The organism is Pseudomonas sp. SL4(2022) (assembly GCF_026625725.1).
GTDB lineage: Bacteria > Pseudomonadota > Gammaproteobacteria > Pseudomonadales > Pseudomonadaceae > Aquipseudomonas.
The window spans coordinates 312,778-332,925 of the sequence record NZ_CP113060.1 but is presented as its reverse complement, the minus strand read 5'-3'; the positions used below and the strand labels follow the sequence as shown (position 1 = coordinate 332,925).

Annotated in this window: 23 protein-coding genes and 1 pseudogene; 9 read left to right on the top strand and 15 right to left on the bottom strand. The window is 60.5% G+C overall.

Features of this window, described 5'->3' with window-relative positions; genetic code table 11:
* Nucleotides 1–20 precede the first annotated feature (20 nt).
* Nucleotides 21–1,064, top strand: a complete 1,044-nt coding sequence (gene recA, locus OU997_RS01635) for a recombinase RecA (protein ID WP_108487706.1) — start codon at nt 21–23, stop codon at nt 1,062–1,064.
* A gap of 11 nt (nt 1,065–1,075) precedes the next feature.
* Nucleotides 1,076–1,540: a recombination regulator RecX gene (recX, locus tag OU997_RS01630; RefSeq protein WP_267808662.1), complete on the top strand. Its 465-nt coding sequence runs from the start codon at nt 1,076–1,078 to the stop codon at nt 1,538–1,540.
* Nucleotides 1,541–1,724: 184 nt separating this feature from the next.
* Here the strand turns inward: recX and OU997_RS01625 are convergent, their stop codons facing one another.
* Together OU997_RS01625 and OU997_RS01620 are read right to left on the bottom strand one after the other, a co-directional pair.
* Nucleotides 1,725–2,804, bottom strand: coding sequence for an LOG family protein (locus OU997_RS01625; protein ID WP_108538073.1), 1,080 nt, complete (start codon nt 2,802–2,804; stop codon nt 1,725–1,727).
* Between the two features lie 132 nt (nt 2,805–2,936).
* A pseudogene (locus OU997_RS01620) lies at nt 2,937–4,205 on the bottom strand (MBL fold metallo-hydrolase RNA specificity domain-containing protein).
* Between OU997_RS01620 and OU997_RS20835 the strand changes: the two are divergent.
* The 3 genes from OU997_RS20835 (at nt 4,110) to OU997_RS01610 (ending at nt 6,995) form a co-directional block, all read left to right on the top strand.
* Nucleotides 4,110–4,310, top strand: coding sequence for a hypothetical protein (locus OU997_RS20835; protein WP_324288947.1), 201 nt, complete (start codon nt 4,110–4,112; stop codon nt 4,308–4,310). The pseudogene OU997_RS01620 and the gene OU997_RS20835 overlap by 96 nt on opposite strands.
* A gap of 121 nt (nt 4,311–4,431) precedes the next feature.
* The gene (locus OU997_RS01615) at nt 4,432–6,834 is read left to right on the top strand and encodes a xylulose 5-phosphate 3-epimerase (RefSeq protein WP_267808661.1); all 2,403 of its coding nucleotides are present in this window, start codon (nt 4,432–4,434) and stop codon (nt 6,832–6,834) included.
* Nucleotides 6,835–6,869: 35 nt separating this feature from the next.
* Nucleotides 6,870–6,995, top strand: a complete 126-nt coding sequence (locus OU997_RS01610) for a hypothetical protein (protein WP_267809940.1) — start codon at nt 6,870–6,872, stop codon at nt 6,993–6,995.
* 78 nt (nt 6,996–7,073) lie between these two features.
* Here OU997_RS01610 and OU997_RS01605 read toward each other — a convergent pair whose 3' ends face one another.
* Nucleotides 7,074–7,472: a quorum-sensing-regulated virulence factor family protein gene (locus OU997_RS01605; RefSeq protein ID WP_108489992.1), complete on the bottom strand. Its 399-nt coding sequence runs from the start codon at nt 7,470–7,472 to the stop codon at nt 7,074–7,076.
* Between the two features lie 206 nt (nt 7,473–7,678).
* Between OU997_RS01605 and OU997_RS01600 the strand changes: the two genes are divergently transcribed.
* Complete coding sequence (locus tag OU997_RS01600; protein ID WP_267808660.1) at nt 7,679–8,389, top strand: tRNA-uridine aminocarboxypropyltransferase; 711 nt, start codon at nt 7,679–7,681, stop codon at nt 8,387–8,389.
* Nucleotides 8,390–8,502: 113 nt separating this feature from the next.
* Here the strand turns inward: OU997_RS01600 and OU997_RS01595 are convergent, their stop codons facing one another.
* A complete protein-coding gene (locus OU997_RS01595) occupies nt 8,503–9,387 on the bottom strand; it encodes a DMT family transporter (protein WP_108487289.1) in 885 nt (294 codons plus the stop codon).
* Between the two features lie 199 nt (nt 9,388–9,586).
* Here OU997_RS01595 and erdR point away from each other — a divergent pair, with 199 nt between their 5' ends.
* Both erdR and OU997_RS01585 read left to right on the top strand, forming a co-directional pair.
* The gene (erdR, locus tag OU997_RS01590; RefSeq protein WP_267808659.1) at nt 9,587–10,246 is read left to right on the top strand and encodes a response regulator transcription factor ErdR; all 660 of its coding nucleotides are present in this window, start codon (nt 9,587–9,589) and stop codon (nt 10,244–10,246) included.
* Nucleotides 10,247–10,312: 66 nt separating this feature from the next.
* Nucleotides 10,313–10,678, top strand: coding sequence for a diacylglycerol kinase (locus tag OU997_RS01585; RefSeq protein WP_108487287.1), 366 nt, complete (start codon nt 10,313–10,315; stop codon nt 10,676–10,678).
* Nucleotides 10,679–10,687: 9 nt separating this feature from the next.
* Here the strand turns inward: OU997_RS01585 and OU997_RS01580 are convergent, their stop codons facing one another.
* Nucleotides 10,688–11,614: a LysR family transcriptional regulator gene (locus tag OU997_RS01580; protein ID WP_108487286.1), complete on the bottom strand. Its 927-nt coding sequence runs from the start codon at nt 11,612–11,614 to the stop codon at nt 10,688–10,690.
* 125 nt (nt 11,615–11,739) lie between these two features.
* Between OU997_RS01580 and fpr the strand changes: the two genes are divergently transcribed.
* Nucleotides 11,740–12,519 (top strand): ferredoxin-NADP reductase, encoded by a 780-nt coding sequence (fpr, locus tag OU997_RS01575; RefSeq protein WP_108487285.1) that lies wholly within the window; start codon nt 11,740–11,742, stop codon nt 12,517–12,519.
* Between the two features lie 39 nt (nt 12,520–12,558).
* Here fpr and OU997_RS01570 read toward each other — a convergent pair whose 3' ends face one another.
* The 10 genes from OU997_RS01570 to livH all read right to left on the bottom strand — a co-directional run bounded on the left by OU997_RS01570 (nt 12,559) and on the right by livH (nt 20,045).
* On the bottom strand, nt 12,559–12,786 hold the full coding sequence (locus OU997_RS01570) for a hypothetical protein (RefSeq protein WP_267808658.1): 228 nt from the start codon (nt 12,784–12,786) through the stop codon (nt 12,559–12,561).
* 79 nt (nt 12,787–12,865) lie between these two features.
* Nucleotides 12,866–13,279 (bottom strand): VOC family protein, encoded by a 414-nt coding sequence (locus OU997_RS01565; protein WP_108487283.1) that lies wholly within the window; start codon nt 13,277–13,279, stop codon nt 12,866–12,868.
* Between the two features lie 86 nt (nt 13,280–13,365).
* Nucleotides 13,366–14,061, bottom strand: coding sequence for a tRNA (N6-threonylcarbamoyladenosine(37)-N6)-methyltransferase TrmO (gene tsaA / locus OU997_RS01560; protein WP_267808657.1), 696 nt, complete (start codon nt 14,059–14,061; stop codon nt 13,366–13,368).
* Between the two features lie 39 nt (nt 14,062–14,100).
* On the bottom strand, nt 14,101–14,871 hold the full coding sequence (locus tag OU997_RS01555) for an SDR family oxidoreductase (RefSeq protein WP_108487281.1): 771 nt from the start codon (nt 14,869–14,871) through the stop codon (nt 14,101–14,103).
* A gap of 119 nt (nt 14,872–14,990) precedes the next feature.
* On the bottom strand, nt 14,991–15,452 hold the full coding sequence (locus OU997_RS01550; RefSeq protein WP_108487280.1) for a DUF1456 family protein: 462 nt from the start codon (nt 15,450–15,452) through the stop codon (nt 14,991–14,993).
* A gap of 50 nt (nt 15,453–15,502) precedes the next feature.
* Nucleotides 15,503–16,213 carry an rRNA pseudouridine synthase gene (locus tag OU997_RS01545; RefSeq protein ID WP_267808656.1) on the bottom strand — a complete coding sequence of 237 codons (711 nt, stop codon included), beginning with the start codon at nt 16,211–16,213 and terminating at the stop codon, nt 15,503–15,505.
* 178 nt (nt 16,214–16,391) lie between these two features.
* Nucleotides 16,392–17,093, bottom strand: a complete 702-nt coding sequence (locus OU997_RS01540; RefSeq protein ID WP_108487278.1) for an ABC transporter ATP-binding protein — start codon at nt 17,091–17,093, stop codon at nt 16,392–16,394.
* Nucleotides 17,093–17,860, bottom strand: coding sequence for a high-affinity branched-chain amino acid ABC transporter ATP-binding protein LivG (livG, locus tag OU997_RS01535; RefSeq protein WP_108487277.1), 768 nt, complete (start codon nt 17,858–17,860; stop codon nt 17,093–17,095). The genes OU997_RS01540 and livG overlap by 1 nt, the downstream gene beginning before the upstream one ends.
* Nucleotides 17,857–19,125, bottom strand: coding sequence for a high-affinity branched-chain amino acid ABC transporter permease LivM (locus OU997_RS01530; RefSeq protein ID WP_371920660.1), 1,269 nt, complete (start codon nt 19,123–19,125; stop codon nt 17,857–17,859). The genes livG and OU997_RS01530 overlap by 4 nt, the downstream gene beginning before the upstream one ends.
* Nucleotides 19,122–20,045 (bottom strand): high-affinity branched-chain amino acid ABC transporter permease LivH, encoded by a 924-nt coding sequence (livH, locus tag OU997_RS01525; protein ID WP_108487276.1) that lies wholly within the window; start codon nt 20,043–20,045, stop codon nt 19,122–19,124. Before livH ends, OU997_RS01530 begins: the two co-directional genes overlap by 4 nt.
* Between the last annotated feature and the right edge of the window lie 103 nt (nt 20,046–20,148).

Genomic DNA, 20,148 nt, shown 5'->3' with positions numbered 1-20,148 from the left:
TTGATTACGTGAGGACTTAAATGGACGAGAATAAGAAGCGCGCCTTGGCGGCAGCCCTGGGCCAGATTGAAAAGCAATTCGGCAAAGGTGCAGTGATGCGCATGGGCGATCATGATCGTCAGGCGATTCCGGCCATCTCCACCGGCTCGCTGGGTCTGGACATCGCGCTGGGCATTGGCGGTCTACCGAAAGGCCGAATCGTGGAAATCTACGGTCCTGAGTCCTCCGGTAAAACTACTCTGACCCTGTCGGTGATTGCCGAAGCGCAGAAGCTCGGCGCCACCTGCGCCTTCGTCGACGCCGAACATGCGCTCGACCCGGACTATGCCGGCAAACTCGGCGTTAATGTCGATGACCTGCTGGTGTCGCAACCGGACACCGGCGAACAGGCCCTGGAAATCACCGACATGCTGGTGCGTTCCAATGCTGTTGACGTGATCATCGTCGACTCGGTGGCTGCCCTGGTGCCTAAGGCGGAGATTGAAGGTGAGATGGGTGACATGCACGTTGGCCTCCAGGCGCGTCTGATGAGCCAGGCACTGCGCAAGATCACCGGCAACATCAAGAACGCCAACTGCTTGGTGATCTTCATCAACCAGATTCGCATGAAAATCGGTGTGATGTTCGGCAGTCCGGAAACCACCACGGGTGGTAACGCCCTGAAATTTTACGCCTCGGTGCGTCTGGATATCCGTCGCACTGGCGCGGTGAAGGAAGGCGACGAAGTGGTCGGCAGCGAAACCCGCGTCAAGGTGGTGAAGAATAAGGTGGCTCCGCCATTCCGCCAGGCCGAGTTCCAGATTCTTTACGGCAAGGGTATCTATCGCAACGGCGAGGTTATCGACCTTGGCGTGCAACTCGGCCTGTTGGAGAAATCCGGTGCCTGGTATAGCTATCAGGGCAACAAAATCGGTCAGGGCAAAGCTAACTCGGCCAAGTACCTGGAGGACAACCCGGAAGTGGCCCGCGCCATCGAAGCGTTGATCCGCGAGAAGCTGCTTGTCGCCAGCCCAACGGTCAAGGCTAACTCCACGGCTGATGATCTGGCTGACGCCGACGTCTGATCGACTGAGCTATGTCCATCGCTCTGGATAACCCCGTCGCGGTGCGGCGTGCCGCCATGGATCTGTTGGCACGGCGTGAGCATGGCCGGGTCGAGCTGACCCGCAAGCTACGCAACCGGGGTGCCAGTGATGAGCTGATCGACGGTGCCCTCGACCGCCTGGCGGAAGAGGGCTTGCTGTCGGAGGCGCGTTATCTCGAAGCGTTCGTCAGCTACCGCGCGCGTGCGGGCTATGGCCCGTTGCGCATTCGTGAGGAGTTGACCCTGCGTGGGCTGGCGCGCGGCGATGTCGAGCAGGCCTTGCGTGACAGCGGTATCGACTGGCGTGAACAGCTGCAGGAAACCTGGCAACGCAAGTTTGCGGGTGCGCTGCCCCGTGATGCCCGTGAGCGGGCTCAGCAAGGGCGCTTTCTTAGTTATCGGGGGTATCCCGCTGACCTGATTGGCCGATTGTTACGCGGCGGGATGGACGACTAACCCGCTTGTGGTTGCAGCACCGAGGCGCTCGCCAGCCTGCTCCATCGTTCACCGCCCCTCTATTTATTAAGCTCACACGCCGATACTGCAGCAGCATTGGTGTGTACTGTTGTCTGCCCAAGCACTGCCCGTAACGCGGCGCCACGCCCAGCCGTGAGCGGGCGAGCGAGATTGGCAGGCCAGTTCAGGCACCTTGTGCCCAATGCTGCGGTTGGTTGGTGAAGTCGAGCAGTTCGCGTAAGCGGCCATGGCTACGGCCGTTGAAGGCAAAGGCCAGGCGCGTCATGTGGCACAACTCGGGTTCATCCCGCTCGGAGTCACAATGCCCTTGCTGCTGGTAGTCGCCGTGTTTGCACAGGTCACGGAACTCACGGTTGAGCTGTTGTAGGGCTTCTTCACTCAGCGCATGGTTGAGGCGGATCACGTAGCGCTCGTTGAGCCAGCGGCTGGAGTGATAGTTGCGGTAGAACTGGGCAATTTCCTCGGCGGCTTCTTCGGCGCTGTGCACCAGACGCATCAGGCGCATGTCGCTGGGCAGGATATAGCCATTGTCCCGTAGCTGTTCCTGGAGGAAGGTCAGGGCGCTGGTCCAGAAGGTGCCGCCGGGCTGGTCGAGCAGTACCACCGGTACCATCGGGCTTTTGCCGGTCTGGATCAGGGTCAGCACTTCCAGCGCTTCATCCAGTGTACCGAAGCCGCCAGGGCAGAGCACCAGGCCGTCCGCTTCCTTGACGAAGAACAGCTTGCGCAGAAAGAAGAAGTGGAATGACAGCAGGTTATTGCTGCCTTGCATGGTGGCGTTGGCACTCTGTTCGAACGGTAGGGTGATGTTGAAGCCCAGGCTGTTTTCCAGACCAGCACCGGCATGGGCGGCCGCCATGATGCCGCCGCCTGCGCCCGTGATGACCATCAGGTTGTGTTTGGCCAGGGTAGCGCCAAGGTCACGGGCTAATTGGTAGACCGGATGATCGCCCGGGGTGCGGGCCGAGCCGAAGACCGTGACCTTGCGCCGCCGTTTGAACTGCCCCAACGTGCTGAAGGCATGCTCCATCTCACGCAGGGTTTGCAGCATGATCTTGGCATCCCAGCGGCTGCGGTCCGCTTGTGCCATGCGGATCACGGTGCTCAGCATTTCTTGGTAAAGCTTGAGGTTGGGGCTGCCTGGCGGGGTGACCAGGTTACTCAGTTCTTCCACTTTGCTGTTCAGATCGATGCTACTGATCTGAAAATGCCGGGACAGGTAATCGTCCGTTTCATAGGGCATACAACTTCTCCTTCTGGTTGCGGGCCGGACAGCTTGTGGCTGCGGTGGCCATGTCCTGAGTATGGCCGGCAGCAGCAGGTTTGTGCTGTTAGGCCGGCTACAGGCTCACTTGCTGTCTGGCTCAGGTCTGCATCAGAGGGCAATTTGCTCGCCAGGTTCAGGGATGTTGGCGATCCAGTTCAGGCGCCCGCGCAGGCCAGTGCAGGGTCTGCATTTTCTCCAGTTCTGCATGCGCCAGGTACAGTTCGGGGTGGTGCTCGAAGTGGCTGACCCAGTTGATCAGCAGCGATTGTCCCGCGTGTGCGGAAAAGCCGCCTAGGGTGTGAGTCTTGGGGTTCACGGCCATGCGCTGATGGAGAAGCTTAACGTGCTCGGCGCCGTCCGCCATGGCGCGACCGAGGGTGCCTTTAGCCTGGAAGCCAGGGTAGATCAGGTGGCAGTCATCACGCCACAGGTTGTGCTTGAAGTGAGGGACGATGCGTCCGTCGGTGCACATGCCGCTGCCCGCGATCATGATTGCGCCACTTTTTATCCGGGTGGTGGTCATCGACTCCTCGGCTGTTGCTGTGCAACGCAGGATCGGTAGCCAGTCCTCGATGCGCGTGCTGCCGCAGGCTTGAAACGCAGTACGGTCTTCAGCGGCAAACTGGTCCTGATAGTGGCAGTAGATAACGTTGGCGCGGATGGCCATGGGACTGTCGAGAAACACGCTCTGCTGTGGCAGACGCCCTGCGTGGTAGAAACGACTGAAGTAGTAGATCAGGTTCTGAGTGCGGCCGTTGCGATGGGGCTGTTGCAGAGTCTCCGCCAGTTCGTCCAGGGTGTCCTCACTGCAGCGGTGATCGCGATCACCATAGCTGGACTCGAGCAGCACCACATCGGCTCGCTTGAGGATGGCCGGATCATGCATGAGCGGCGAGCAGGTATTGCCTAGGTCGCCGGAGAACATCAGGCGGCGGGTCAGGTGATGGTCCGGCACTTCGATTTCGACAATCGCCGAGCCGAGGATATGCCCGGCATCGTGAAAGGTAACGTGGACGCCCTTGGCCGCTTCGCGGCTTTCGCCATACAGCAGCGGTCAGCGTTGGCTCAGCGCCTGCTCTGCGTCGGCGGTGGTGTACTGCGGGCTGATGGGCCGCTTGCCCATACGCGCGCGCCATTTGTTTTCCACTCGGCGTCTTTCTCTTGAAGAAACGCGGCGTCGAGCAGCATCAACTCCATTAGCTAACAGGTCGCATCGGTGGCAAAGATTGGCCCGCGATAGCCCGCAGCCGTGAGTTTTGGCAGCAGGCCGGTGTGGTCAATATGCGCATGAGAAATCACCGCGGCGCCCAGACTGTGCGGGTCAAAGGCAAATGGCGCGCGGTTGCCGTCTTCCTCTCGGCGGTGGCCCTGACGGATGCCGCAGTCGAACAATCCCCGCGCGTCGTCGCGGCTTTCGATCAGGTAGCAGGGACTGGTGACTTGTTGAATTGCGCCGAGGAAGTTGAGCAGGGCCTTGGCTAATCCTTGAGCAAGTTGAATGGGTGGCGCTTAAGGCTGTCCCATCAGGTAACCGGGGGGTGATTCAGGTCAGCATCTGCCTGTATCTCGCGCTCTAAGCTGAACAAAACTATCGGAGCCGCATATGACTCAGCTATTTCCCAGTGCCAGCGAGTTGGCTGAACATGCCCGGATGCAGCCGGACTTTGCGGCCTGGCAGCGCGGCTATGGCCCGTTACAGCATAGTCCGCAGACCTGTGCGGCGGTTTACCGGCTGGCCCATCAACTGGTGCAGGCGGGCCAGCAGGCCGATCTGGCGACGGTCTATCGACACTTTCATGCACTCGATCGGCTGACCGCTGCCGGCCTGTGGCTGGTGGTGCACATGACCTATGCCCTGCGTGTGCGCCTTGACGGTGAAGAGCTGGCGGCTGGGGATTTCAAGATCACCCCCGAAGGCCATACCGGGGGTGCGTTGAACATGGTGCCGGCCTACGCCGGCTATCTGGCGCTGAATAACCTGACCGGGGAAACCCGCGGCTGGTTGATGGGGCAGGGCCACTGTGTGGCGGCCATCGAGGCGCTCAATCTGCTGACAGCCAATCAGCATCCGGAGCAGGCCGCGCGTTACCCCTGTGACGAGGCGGGGATGAGTCAGCTGGTGGCGGACTTCTACAGTTATGTGCAGAACTCGGCCGGTCAGGTCAGCGCGCCGCTGGGCAGCCACGTCAACCCGCATACGGCGGGCGGAATCGCCGAAGGTGGTTACCTGGGGTTTGCCGAGTTGCAATACGCCCATCTGCCACTGCCAGGTGAGAAGCTGGTGGCTTTTCTCTCCGATGGAGCCGCTGAGGAGCAGCGTGGCAGTGACTGGATGCCGCGCTGGTGGCGGGCCGAGGATTGTGGCGTGGCCTTGCCGGTGATGATTGCCAACGGCCGGCGCATCGAGCAGCGCACGGAGCTGGCGACGCCGGCGGGACTCGACAATTTCCGCGAGCGCCTGCGCCATTGTGGGTTTGACCCGTTGAGCTTCGATGGCCGCGACCCGGCGGCGTTTGTCTGTGCCCTATGGGACATGGAACAGCGCCTGGGGCGGCGGGTACAAGAGCTGCACGATGGCGTGCTGAACTACCCACTGCCGATGCCTTACGGCATTGCCGAGACCGTCAAGGGCTTCGGCTTCTACGGGGCCGGTAGCAATGCGGCGCATAACCTGCCCTTGCCGGCCAGCCCTCACTGTGATGCCGTGGCCCGCGCACTGTTCAATCAGCATGCAGCGCAGCTGTGGGTTGCCCCGCATGAGCTCCGCGCGGCCTGCGCGCTGTTTGCTGCCCGAGGCACGCGTGCACTGGAGCGGGATAGCCCCTTGGCACAGCGCCACCCACCGTTGCCACATTTGCCAATCCTGCACTATCAGGAGCACGCCTGCTCGCCGATGCTGGCGCTGGATCGTTTCTTTGTCGATCTGGTGCAGGCCAATCCGCACTTGCGCCCCCGGGTTGGTAATCCCGATGAGTTGGCCAGCAACCGCCTGGGCGGCGTGCTCAACGCGCTCAAGCATCGTGTCACCGCGCCGGAAAGTGCTTTGGAGGCTGTGGATGGCGCGATTATCACGGCGCTCAATGAGGAGGCGGTGGTATCCGCCTGCCTGGCTAATCAGGGCGGCTTGAATCTGGTGGCCAGTTACGAAGCCTTCTGCGTGAAGATGCTCGGTGCCGTGCGCCAACGCATCATCTTTGCCCGTCAGCAGAAGGAAGTGGGGCGGCCTGCCGGCTGGCTAGGCTGGCCGCTGGTGGCGACATCGCACACCTGGGAGAACGGCAAGAATCAGCAGTCGCATCAGGACACCACGTTCTGCGAGGCCCTGCTTGGCGAGATGGGTGACATGCTGCGGGTATTGTTACCGGCTGATCACAACTCGGTACTGGCGTTGTTGCCGGGCATCTATCAGGCGCGCGGCCAGTTGGCCTGCTTGGTGATTGCCAAGCGTGAGCAGCCTTGCGTATTTAGCCCCGCACAAGCCGAACAGCTGGCCCGCGACGGAGCCCTGGTGCTGGCTGAGCACGCGGGCGAACAGCCGCTGCTGCTGATTGCCAGTGGCAGTTACCAGCTGACGGCCATGCAGCGCGCGGCTGTTCGTTTGAGCACGGCCGGTTATCCCTGGCGTCTGATTTACGTGCAGGAGCCCGGTCGTTTTCGCGCGCCGCGCGATGCCTGGGAAGAGGCCTCGGTTGCTACCGCCGCGCAGGTTGAACAGCTGTTCCCCGGCACCTGCGTGCGGCGCGTGTTGCTGACCCATATGCGCCCGGAAGTGGCGCGTGGGCACCTCTGGCCAATCCTCGGTGATGCGCGCAATAGCCGCGTGCTGGGCTACCGTAATCGGGGGGGCACGCTGGATGAGGCCGGCATGCTGTTCGCCAATCAGGCGAGTTGGGCGCATGTGCTGCAGGCTGCCTCCGCGCTGTTGGACACGCCCGTTACGGCGCTGCTCAGCACTGAGGAGCTGGCGGCTGTGCAGGGACGGGGAGATCCGCGCTGTCTGCGTTAGCCGCCGGCCATGCATGCTGGAAGGGAGGGACAGGTATGCCTGGGTTGACTCTGGATCTTGAGGTGGAGCTTTACCTCCTACTGCAACAGGCGGCTCAGAACAACCCGCTGAGCCTGGACGAGGAGTGCTTGCGTCGGTTGGAAGGGGCGGCAAGGCGTTGAGAGTACATGCACACTTTGCTTGCTGATTTGCGCGCCGATGAAGCGCCGCGCAGATCAGGAGGTTGGCTGAGGGGCGGCTTACAGGCCGCAATCAGCCTTGCTGAAGCGTTCCGTGGTGACCGGGCGATTGCTCTTGTACTCGCTGAATTCGTAACGCAGTGCTGCGCCACGGGCGAGCAACTGACGATAGCCAGGGTTGCGGCAAACGCTATTGGCCAATTGCACCCTTACCGCGTCCGGATTGCCGCGCATCTGGGCGGCATGCTCGCTGCGCACGCTGAGGTGGTTGACCAGCTCACTTCCATCCACGGTGTAGCCCTGATCGAGGATGTCTTCGTTGATGGCCCGTGGTGTGCCGACGCTGCTTTCGCGGGCAACCTTTTCCAGCATCTTGTTCAGTTCGAAGTCTTTCAGCGTGGCAGCATCGGCCAACAGGGGCAGGCTCAGCGCCAGGGTCAGGCTTATGAAGCGCAGCATGGGGTTCTCCAAAGTCGATTCGCTCCTCTGACCGGCAAGCCCTGGCAGAGGTTCAATGGCGCTATCTTACTCGCCTGCCGCTACTTGCGGCAGCTGGTCTGGGGACGCACGGTTGAATAACCGGATGCGGGCTTTGCTAGACTGCCGCGCCTGCTGACCCCTGGATGACCCATGCCTTACGTTCGTTACCCTCAGGTGAACGCCTGATGAGCCATGCTGTCGCACGTTTGCGCGCCGAGCGGATTGCTCGTAGCGCCAAACCCTTTCTTGCCCGTGGCAGCCGTGCCATACGTTGCACTGACTGCCGCCTGGCCTTGAGCCACTGCCTATGTGCCTGGCGCCCACGGCTTGAGACTCGGTCGGCCATGTGCCTGCTGATGCATGATGTCGAAGCACTCAAACCGAGTAACACCGGCTGGTTGATTGCCGATGTGGTGGCTGACACCTCGGCGTTTGGCTGGTCGCGGGTAACGGTTGACCCTGGTTTGCCAGCCTTGCTCAAAGATCCGCGGTGGCAGCCGTATCTGGTATTTCCCGGCGAATATGTGGCGGCTGAGCGCGTGGTCAGTGAGGTGATGCCGGCTGCCGGCAAACGGCCATTGTTCGTGCTGCTGGATGCGACCTGGAGCGAGGCGCGCAAGATGTTTCGCAAAAGCCCGTACCTCGACAGTCTGCCGGTGCTCAGCCTGCAGGCCGAACAGCTGTCGCGCTATAAGCTGCGCCGTTCCAAGCGCGATGATCATTTCTGCACCGCAGAAGTCGCCGCGCTGTGCCTGGAGCTGGCTGGTGATCAACGGGCCGCTGATGGGCTGAATGCCTATCTGGACGTTTTCAGTCAGCACTACCTGGCCGCCAAGGCACCGCGCGCCGTGGCCCTGGATGATCCATTGCATCAGCGGCTGCGCGAGTTTCTCTAGGCGCAAGCAGGCTGTTGAACAACGGCCTAGCTTGCAGGCGCGTCGTTAGAAGCAGGCGCAACATGCTCATTTGTAGGTTTTTTGCCTGCCTCGGCTGCGTGTTTAACAGCTTGCTAGGTGACCTTTTTGGGCCATAGCTGCGCCAGCAGCATGCCGACGAACATCAGCGCGCAGCCGAAGTAGCCGCGTAGCTCCAGTGATTCCCCCAGCAGCCAAGCCCCTGCGATGGCGGCGAATACCGCTTCCAGCGAGAGAATGATGGCCGCGTGAGAGGCGATGGCATCCTTCTGCGCCACCACCTGCAGGGTAAAGCCGACAGCCACACCAAAGATTCCGCCGTAGAGAATTGCCGGGCCAGCGGCAATAATCGAGTGCAGCTGAATCTCTTCGAAGATCACTGCCAGCACCAGACTGATGACTGCGCAGGTGATGAACTGCACCAGAGCCAGGCGCAGTGGGTCATGGCGACTGGCAAAGAATCCCACTAGCAGCACATGCACGCCCCAGACAAAAGCCCCAGCCAGCTGCAGCCAGTCGCCAGACGCCACGGTGAAGCCTTCACCGACACTCAGCAGGAACATGCCCACCACGGCCAGGCAAGCGCCTAACCAGATGCCCAGGCCGGTCTTGTGGCCGATAAACAGGCCCAGCAGCGGCACGATGATCACGTACAGCCCCGTGATAAAGCCGGAATTGGTCACGCTGGTAAACAGCAGACCGACCTGTTGCAGGTTGATCCCCAGGGCCAGAGCCAGGCCCATCAGCACGCCACCGCGCACTAGTTGTCGGTTCAATGGTGCCACCGGCGCGCTGCTGCTGCGGCCCTGCAGTAAATGCAGCACCGGCAGTAGAATCAGCGCCGCCAGGCCGAAGCGTAATCCGCTATAAAGAAAGGGACCGATGGCATCCATGCCCAGGCGCTGTGCGACAAACGCCGAGCCCCAGATCATGGCGGTCAATAGCATCAACAGATCGGCGCGCAGGGCGTGGCTTCGCATTTCTAGCTCTCGTCGGCAAAGGTGCGAACTGTGCCGCAAAGCATCGTGCTTGACCACCCCGTCAGCGCTCGGCATGCTGAGGCGCTTTTCGGCGTGGTCAGGGGTGTTGGCATGCCATTACGGCTACCGCATGCGGTGCATTACCGTGCCCTGGACACTGCCCTTTGCGGGCATCCATATAACAAAAACAGGATTCACCATGGCCGCATTTGAAATCCTCATTGCTGATGATCACCCCTTGTTTCGCAGTGCCTTGCAACAGGCGCTGACGCTTGGTCTGGGGCCGGATGTACGGCTGGTTGAGGCGGCCAGCATCGCCGAGCTGGAAGCCCGCCTGGCCGAGAAAACCGATTGGGATCTGGTCCTGCTCGACCTCAATATGCCGGGTGCCTACGGATTTTCCGGATTGGTGCTGTTGCGTGGGCAATACCCGCACGTGCCTGTAGTAATGATCTCGGCTCAGGAAGAGGCGTCCATCGTTGCCCGCTCGCGTGAGTTTGGTGCCAGTGGGTTTATCCCCAAATCCAGTGCGTTGGAAACCATTCAGCAAGCCGTGCGTCAGGTACTGGACGGTGATGTCTGGTGGCCGCAGCAGAGTCAGGAGGCGATTGCCCTGTCTGCTGAAGCCAAGGCCGCCAGTGCCGGACTGGCCAGTCTGACGCCACAGCAGTTCCGGGTGCTGACGATGGTCTGTGATGGCTTGCTGAATAAACAGATCGCCTACGAGCTGAGTGTTTCCGAGGCCACAGTAAAAGCCCATGTGACGGCAATCTTCCGTAAACTTGGCGTGCGCACTCGCACGCAGGCGGCCTTGTTGCTGCAGCAGTTGGAGTCGATTCCTGCGCCGGCGGATGTTTAAGCCGCTGGTAATTTTTGCTCGGCAGACTTGCTGCGCTGTGTTCCCCTTTCGCTGTGATGATTTTCAATGTCTCCATTCAAGGGTCAGACCGGCCTGAAGCGTATTCTCAATGCTACGGGCTATTCGCTGGCCGGCCTGCGCGCCGCTTTCGTCGGTGAGGCAGCCTTTCGCCAGCTACTGTTGATCAACGTGGTGCTGATTCCATTGGCATTCTTTCTGGACGTTAGCCGCGGCGAGCGCGCGTTGATGGTGGCGGTGTGTTTGCTGGCGCTGATCGTCGAGTTGCTCAACTCGGCGGTTGAGGCGGCGATTGACCGTATCTCTCTTGAGTTGCATCCACTGTCGAAGAACGCCAAGGATATGGGCAGTGCCGCGCAGTTCACCGCCTTGACACTGATTGCCTTGGTATGGGCGGTGATTTTGCTGGGTTAACGCTGCGAATCAGGCAATTGCCGGCAGGACGATCTGGTCGCTGCGTGTTACGCCCGCGGTGAGGGCGCGACACAGTTCGATGAACTCGCGCATGGCGGCGGTCTGGTATTTCTGTTTGTGCCAGATGAAGTAGAACTGCCGGCGCAGGTCCAGCTGCGGCGTTTCCACCGCCACCAGGCTGCCCCGGCGAAATGCATCGCGTAGCGCCAGGCGGGAAATGCAGCCAATGCCCAATCCGGACTCCACTGCGCGTTTGATCGCCTCGGTGTGCTCCAGCTCCAGGCGCACATTGAGGCTGCTGGGGTGATGGCGCATGGCCTGATCGAAGGTCAGGCGGGTTCCGGAGCCTTGCTCACGTAGAATCCAGGCCTCTCGGGTCAACTCTTCCAGGCTTGCCTCGCCGCGTTGTGCCAGCGCATGCTGTGGCGCGCAGAACACCACCAGCTCATCCTCGACCCAGGGTTGTACCTCGATATCCGGGTGCTGGCAGTCGCCCTCAATCATGCCCATGTCCAGTTCATAGTGGGCGACTTGCTGCACCACATGGGCGGTGTTGTGCACCTGCAGTTTCACCCGGCACTCCGGGTGGCGCTGCATGAAACTGCCAATCAGCAGGGTCGCCAGGTAGTTGCCCACCGTCAGCGTGGCGCCGACATTCAGCGAGCCGTAGCCGCTCTTACCACCGAGCAGGCGTTCGATTTCTTTGGCTTGGTCGAGCAGTGCTACGGCCTGCGGCAGCAGTTGCAGGCCGAGGGCGTTGAGGCTCAGGCGCTTGCCGGCACGGTCGAACAGTTGGCAATCGGATTGCCGCTCAAGTTCGCTCAGTGAGGTGCTGGTCGCCGATTGCGACAAGGCCAGGGAATCAGCTGCGCGGGAGACACTTTCCTGCTGGGCCACGGCAACAAACACCTGCAGTTGTCTAAGTGTAAATCGCATATCTATATAACCGATAACCCATATCTTGATATTCAAGTTAACAGATATTATTCAGTTCTTTACAATACCGTTCGATTGCGCGCGCCCGCGCACAGGACTTTACATTCGTCGGAGCCCCCGAGCACATGAGCAACCTCAATTCCGAGCGCATCCTCAGCGTCCATCACTGGAACGATACCCTGTTCAGTTTCAAGTGCACCCGCGACCCTGGTTTGCGCTTTGAGAATGGCCAGTTCGTGATGATCGGCCTGCAGCAGGACAACGGTCGTCCACTGATGCGTGCGTATTCGATTGCCAGCCCGAACTGGGAAGAGCACCTGGAGTTCTTCAGCATTAAGGTGCCAGATGGCCCGCTGACGTCGCAGCTGCAGCATCTCAAGGAGGGCGACGAGATCATCATCAGCAAGAAGCCCACCGGCACCCTGGTGCTGGATGACCTTAATCCGGGCAAGCATCTGTATCTGCTCAGTACGGGCACTGGTCTGGCGCCGTTCATGAGCGTGATCCAGGACCCGGAAACCTATGAGCGTTTTGAAAAGGTGATCCTGGTACACGGCGTGCGTTACGTGAACGAAGTGGCTTACCGTGAATTCATCACCGAGCATCTGCCAAAAAATGAATTCTTTGGCGATGCGTTGAAGAACAAGCTGATCTACTACCCGACCGTTACTCGCGAGCCGTTTGAGAACCAGGGCCGTCTGACCGATCTGATGCGCAGTGGCAAGCTGTTCCAGGATATCGGCCTGCCGCCGATCAACCCGCAAGATGACCGCGCGATGATCTGCGGCAGCCCGAGCATGCTCGATGAAACCAGTGAGGTGCTCAACGAGTTCGGCCTGAAAATCTCCCCGCGCATGCGTGAGCCGGGTGACTACCTGATCGAGCGCGCTTTCGTTGAGAAATAAGCGTGGCTGAATAACCAAGCCCGCTTCTGGCGGGCTTTTTCATGCCGGTCTAGTTCTGTTCAATGGCCTGCAGAAGCGTTTGCCGCCGCTCTGCCTGGTCGTGTGCAGGTGATAGCGCAGCAGCTCACCGAGGATCAGGTGTCCCTGCTGGAACAGCCTGGACAGCTCTCTGGCCGAATGTGTGGCTTCGTATATGTCGTACAACGCTGCCTGCAGGGCGTCACTGCGTTTGCGCTCGCTGACGTTGTGGGCCACGGCAATGCGCACCTGGTCATCCGCTGACCAGAAAATATGCTCGGTCTGGCCATCCTTACGCGGGTAGCGGTTCTCGAGAGTGCGGGTTGTGCTAACCAGCCTGACTGAAGCGTTGCCCGGAAACAGCGGGGTGGTAGATCGGCTGCACCTTGTTGCCGGCTGGGTCGAGCAGGTGGAAGCTGTGTGCGCCGTCACCGTGGGCAAAGGGGCGGTCAAGCAGGGGGACGCCTTGTTCCTTGAAGTAGGCATACCAGGCGTGCAGCTCATCGATGCTGTCGACGATAAAACCGTAGTGATCCACCGCCTGCTCACCGCTGCTGGGCATACAGGCGCGGCCCAGAGAGAGGTTGTCGTTGCCACAGGTCAGGTAGACCAGGTCTTCATTGGCGCGGTGTAGTACCTGCATGCCGAGAATGTCCACGTAGAAGCGTTCGCAGGCTTCCAGGTTAGGCACCAGCAGGGCGATATGGCGTAAGCCGTTAAGGTGACCGGGACGCTCGAGCATAACTTGAAGCCTATTTTGTATACATTTAGTCTTTAAATATAAAACAAAATACGTGTTCAGCCTATGCGGGCGAACGGCGCTTCAGATCAATCGGCCGGCACGACCTCCAGCACGCAGATGCTGCCAGGCTGTGGGTAGTGCCAGCGCACTTCGACATCCCAGAAGCGCACACCGTAACGGCGCTCGGGACTGGGCTGCTGATAGGCCGGGCGCGGGTCCTGGGCCAGGCACTGCTCGATCAGCTCGACCAGCGGTTCATCCAGGCGTTGTCCATGCGCATGGGCTTGGGTCAGCGCGCTGTTCTGCCAGCTGACGTCGATCAGCGCCGGCGCACTGTCGGCGATGCGGTTGTAGGCCCCGGCGACACTGTCGGCATAGGGCACGTAGGGTTTGATATCCAGCACCGGGGTACCGTCGAGCAGGTCGATGCCGGACAGCCACAGTTTGCCGGCGTCGACCCGCTCCAGCTTGACCACCGACTGGCCGATGCCGTTCGGTCGGTGGGTGGCGCGAGTGCTGAACACACCGGCCGATTGATTGCCGCCCAGGCGCGGTGGGCGCACCTTGAGCCGCGGCTTGTCTTCCAGCGCCTGGTGGAACAGAAACAGCAACCAGACATGGCTGACCTGCTCCAGCCCTTGTACGGCATCGCCGTTATCAAACGGGGCGACCAACTCCAGCACGCCACGGGCCGCCGGGGCCAGTTGCGGCTGACGGGGAATGGCGAACTTCTCCTTGAAGCAGGAGTGGACAAAACCGATGGGCGAAACCGAGTAGGACATGGCAGCGTGATCGAGTGAAGACGCGGCCATAGTACGCGATTACAGGTGGAAACCGCCGTCGATCGGGATGATCGCACCGGTTATATAAGCCCCGGCGGTGCTCGCCAGGCTGATGGCCAGAGCGGCCATTTCTTCTTCGCGGCCCCAGCGCTGCATGGGGATCAGCGCGCAGTCTTCCGCCATGGCCGCCTCATCCTGGGCAATGAACTGGGTCATCTTGCTCGGGAAGCGCCCCGGAGCGATGACGTTGACGTTGATAAATTGGCCGACCAGTTCGCGGGCGAGCATGCGTGAAAGCTGATGCAGCGCGGCCTTGCTCGGGCCGTAGGCATAGGCGTCTTCACCGTGCGAGGTGATCCCGGCCACCGAACCGATATTGATCACCCGTGCCGGATTCGCCGTACTGCCGGCCTTGCGCAGCAGCGGCAGCAATTGCTGGATGCAGCTGAACACCGAGGTCACATTGAGCTGCATGACCTTCTCCCAGCCCTTGGCCGGGTAGCTCTCCAGCGGTGCGCCCCAGGTGGTGCCGGCGTTATTCACCAGAATATCCAGGCTGCCGATTTGCCCAGCCAGTTGCTCGGCCAGCACCTGTACACCTTCCTCGCTGGCCAGGTTGGCGGCAATGCCATGACAGCTGCCGAAGGCCGACAGTTCGGCAGCGGTTTGTGCGCAGGCTTCGCCATCACGGGCGCAGACGTAGACCGTGGCGCCAGCTTCGACAAAAGCTTTGGCGATCATCTTGCCGATGCCGCGGGTGCCACCGGTAACCAGGGCGGTGCGGCCTTGCAGGCTGAAGTAGGGGTGCATGACTAATCCTTGTGGGAGGGAAGGCCATTACCCTAACGCGATGCTTGCTCGGCGGCAGGCACTATTGCCCGTGGAAATACGCGGCCATGCGGGCTGGCATGGCCGCGAGAGGACGCGACTCAGCCGCGAACGCGCAGGGTCAACCCCTTAAGGAAGTTACGCAGGAACTGATCACCGCAGGTGCGGTAGTTGCTGTGGCCGAACTTGCGAAACAGGGCGCTCATTTCCGGCTTGGACACCGGGAAGTCAACGCTCTGCATGATCGCGTGCATATCGTCTTCCTTCAGCTCGAAGGCCACCCGTAGCTTTTTCAGCACCATATTGTTGGTGATCGGCAGCTCAAACGGTTGCGCCGGGCGGCTGTCATCCTTGCCGCGCTTGAAGTACACCAGGCCATCGAGGAAGTGCGCCATCAGTTCGTCGTCGCAAGGGGTAAAGCCGTCTTCATCCTCTTTCTTGAGCATCGCTGCGAGGTCGTCGAGGGCGGTCTGCTTGCCGCTGAGCTGGATGATCTCGACCAGTTCTGCGTCGCTGATGTCGAGGGTGTAGCGCAGGCTGCGCAGGATGTCGTTGTTGAGCATGGAGATGTCCTGAAGTGCGCAGCAGCTAAGGGCTGCCGCTGGAAAAATCGTTAGAAGCGCTCTTTCGCGGCCAGGTAGCGCCACTGTCCCGGCTGGACCTTGGCCATCGGCACGCCACCGATACGGATACGCTTCATGCCCAGCACCTTGAGGTCGACGCTGTTGCACATAAAGACGATCTGGCCGGGAAGCGGGTTCTTCAAGGCGAAGCGCAAGCGGGTTTCGTTCTGCCAGCTGACTTTGCAGGGCGGCAAGGCTACGCCGTTGAAGGTCAGGCCGTGAGCCAGGCGCTTGAGTTGGCTGGCGCTCAAGGTGCCGATGACTTCGACCACGTACTCCTGTTCGAGCTTACTCAGGTCTTCCTTGAGCTTGCGCTCAATGCGCCAGTCCTGGGTCAGCACATGCAGGCCATCGGCACCGGCTTGCAGTGGAATGCAGGGCGTAAGTCGATTGAAGTGGCTTTTCAGCACGCGGACGGCTGAACCATCGTCAGCCCAGTGAGTAGCTGGGCTGATGCTTTCGGCGGCTCGCTCTGGGTTGTGTCCGCTGGGCACATGCAGCAGCAGGGTGACGGGTTCAACTGGCGTTAGAACTGCATCAGGCAGCAACTCGACACGCTGCTCGGTTACCTTGAATTGCGGTTCTTCCACCACCACGCCATCCACCGTGACCCAGCCGCCTTCGATATACAGCTCCGCCTCGCGGCGAGAGCAGCCGATCACTTCGATCAGGCGTTTGGACAGGCGAATGGGGTCGGTCATGAAAGCAGTCATCGGTAAAAAAGGGCGGCCATTGTAACTGCCCCGGGCTGGCATGCACGGAACATCGGGCGAGCGGTGCAGATAAAAGTAGCCGGGCAGGCGAGGAGGCGAGTGGCAATGAGGGGCTTGAATGAAAAAACCGCTCCGAAGAGCGGTTTTTCTCAGCCGACGATACGGATCAGCCGCCCAGGTAGGCGTCGCGCACCTTGGGGTCATTGAGCAGCTGTTCGCCGCTGCCCTGCATGACGATCCGGCCGTTTTCCAGTACGTAGCCGCGATCCGCCAGCTTGAGCGCCTGGTTGGCGTTCTGCTCGACCAGGAACACCGTCACGCCATCCTTACGCAGCTGTTCGATGATGTCGAAGATCTGCTGAATGATGATCGGTGCCAGGCCCAGCGACGGCTCGTCGAGCAGCAGCAGGGTTGGCTTGCTCATCAGTGCACGGCCGATGGCGAGCATCTGCTGTTCACCGCCGGACATGGTCCCGGCGCGTTGGGCAAAGCGTTCCTTCAGGCGCGGGAACAGGTGTAGAACCTTGTCCATCTGCTCCTGATTGTCGGCCTTGCTGCCGAAGAAGCCGCCCATCACCAGGTTTTCTTCCACGGTCAGGCGGGAGAACACCCGGCGGCCTTCCGGCACCACGGCGATGCTTTTACGCATGATTTGCGGCGTATCCAGACCGACCAGTTCTTCACCCTGGTAACGGATGCTGCCGCTGGCCGCCTGTGGGTTGCCGCACAGGGTCATCAACAGCGTCGATTTACCGGCACCGTTGGCGCCGATCAGGGTGACGATCTCGCCCTGACGGACTTCGACGTTGACGTTATGCAGCGCCTGGATCTTGCCGTAGAAGGTGGAAACGTTCTCGAAATACAGCATCACGCTTCCCCCAGGTAGGCTTTGATCACGTCCGGATTTTCGCGGATCTGCTCCGCTGTCCCGTCCGCCAGAGGCGTGCCTTGGTTAATGACGTAGATGTGGTCAGAAATGCTCATGACCAGCTTCATGTCGTGTTCAATTAGCAGCACGGTGACGTTGTGCTGATCGCGCAATACGCCAATCAGCGCCTTGAGGTCGTCGGTTTCGCGCGGGTTGAGGCCAGCGGCGGGTTCGTCGAGCATCAGGATGCGTGGCCGGGTCATCATGCAACGGGCGATTTCCAGGCGGCGCTGCTGACCATAGGCCAGGGTACCTGCCGGGCGGTTGGCGAATTCAGTCAGGTTGACCTGATCCAGCCAGTGCGCGGCATAGTCCATGGCTTCACGTTCGCTGCGGCGGAACGCCGGTGTCTTCAGCAGGCCGGAAATGAAGTTGGTGTTGAGGTGACGGTGTTGCGCCACCAGCAGGTTTTCCACCGCAGTCATGTCCTTGAACAGGCGCACGTTCTGGAAGGTGCGCACCACGCCTTTGCGGGCAATCTTGTGGCCGGGCAGGCCTTCGATACGCTCGCCATCCAGGCTGATACTGCCCGAGGTCGGCTGGTAGAAGCCGGTCAGGCAGTTGAACACGGTGGTTTTGCCGGCTCCGTTTGGGCCGATCATTGACACCACTTGTTTCTCATTGACCGACAGACCCACCCCGTTGACGGCCAGCAGGCCGCCGAAGCGCATGGACAGGCCGCTTACTTCTAAAATCGGGCGGCTCATTGTTTAAGCTCCAGGTGCGGGCGCTGCATGGGCAACAAGCCCTGCGGACGCCAAATCATCATCAGAACCATCAGGGCACCGAACATCAACATGCGGTACTCGCTGAATTCACGCATCAGCTCCGGCAGCAGAATCATCACGATGGCCGCGAGGATGATGCCCAGCTGAGAGCCCATGCCGCCGAGCACGACGATGGCGAGGATGATCGCCGACTCGATAAAGGTGAATGACTCTGGTGTGACCAGGCCCTGGCGTGCGGCGAAGAAGCTGCCGGCAAAACCGGCAAAGGCAGCGCCCAGGGTGAAAGCCGAGAGCTTGATCACGGTGGGGTTCATGCCCAGCGCACGGCAGGCGATCTCGTCTTCGCGCAGGGCTTCCCACGCGCGGCCGATCGGCATGCGCAGCAGGCGGTTGATCACGAACAGGGTCAGTAGAACCAGTAGCAGGGCGATCAGGTAGAGGAAAATCACCTTGTTGATCGAGTTGTAGGCAATGCCGAAGTACTCGTGAAAGGTCTGCATACCTTCAGCTGCGCGGCGTTCGAAGGACAAGCCAAACAGGCTGGGCTTTTCGATGTTGCTGATGCCGTTGGGGCCGCCAGTGAGTTCAGTCATGTTGCGCAGCAGGATGCGGATAATCTCGCCGAATCCCAAGGTCACAATGGCCAGGTAGTCACCGCGCAGGCGCAGCACCGGGAAACCGAGGATAAAGCCGAAAAACGCCGCCATCAGGCCGGCAATTGGCAGGCACACCCAAAAGCCCAGGCCGTAGTAGTGCGACAGCAGCGCGTAGCTGTAGGCGCCTACGGCATAGAAGCCGACATAACCCAGGTCAAGCAGTCCTGCCAGGCCCACCACGATGTTCAGGCCGAGGCCGAGCATTACGTAGATCAGGATCAGCGTGGCGATGTCTACGGCGCCGCGGCTGCCGAAGAATGGCCAGGCCAACGCGATCATGATCAGGCCGAGAATGACCCAGCGCTGTGTGGAAGGCAGGGTCAGGAAGTTACTGGCCTTGCTCGGTACGCTCGGCAGCTTGGGGGCATGCTCCCAAGCGGCGCTCAGCTGGCTGCGGAACAGCTGCCAGAAGAACATGGCGATGGCACAGCCGGCGATGGTCCACAGGATGGCCGGGCTGGCCCCGTGCACTTCGAGCTGAATGCCGACGGTGGTGAGCTTCAGGCCCAGCACCGGGTAAGCCACGGCCAGCACCAATAGGGCGCTGAAGAACGCGGTCTTGAGATTTTTTGTGATGGCAGTACTCATACTTTTTCAACCTCCGGACGGCCAAGGATGCCGGTCGGACGGAACAACAGCACCAGAATCAACAGGCTGAAGGCCACGACGTCCTTGTATTGGTCGCCGAAGATGTCGGCACCGAAGGCTTCGGCCAGGCCCAGCAGCAGACCACCCAGAACGGCGCCTGGGATGCTGCCAATGCCGCCCAGTACTGCGGCGGTAAAGGCCTTGATCCCGGCAAGGAAGCCCAGGTGCGGGTTGATCACGCCGTATTGCATGCCCAGCAATACCGCTGCAACGCCTGCAAGGGCGGCACCGATGACAAAGGTCAGGGCAATGATGTTGTTAGTGTTGATTCCCAGCAGGTTGGCCATTTTGATGTCTTCGGCACAGGCGCGGCAGGCGCGGCCCAGACGCGAGCGCGAGATAAACGCAGTCAGCGCCAGCATCACCACAAAGGTGACAACGAAGATCAGCACCTGCATGTAGGAGATCACCACGCCATTCATCGCGCTTTCGCCCAACACAAAGTTGCCAGGCAGCAGATTAGGAATGGCCTTGTCTTTCGAGTCTTGGGACAACAGGACTTCGTTTTGCAGAAAGATCGACATGCCGATTGCTGAGATCAGCGGGATCAGACGATTACCGCCGCGCAAAGGGCGGTAGGCCACCCGTTCGATACTGTAACCGTAGGCACTGGCAATAATAATGCTGCCGGCAAACGCCGCGATCATCACCAGTGGCAAGCTGTCCAGACCCATCAGGGTCAGGCCGGCGATAACGATAAAGGCTACGTATGAGCCAATCATGTAAACCTCGCCGTGGGCGAAGTTGATCATGCCGATGATGCCGTAGACCATGGTGTAGCCGATGGCAATCAAGGCATATGTACTGCCAACAGTCAGACCGTTGATCAGCTGTTGCAGGTAGTGATAAAGATCAGGCATTGCCTAACTCCTGGGTTGGCACGCAAGGCAGCGCTTGTGGCGCAGCATGCAACCGGAATTCTTCTAATAAACAAAGCCCACTGCGCAGGCAGTGGGCTTTGGG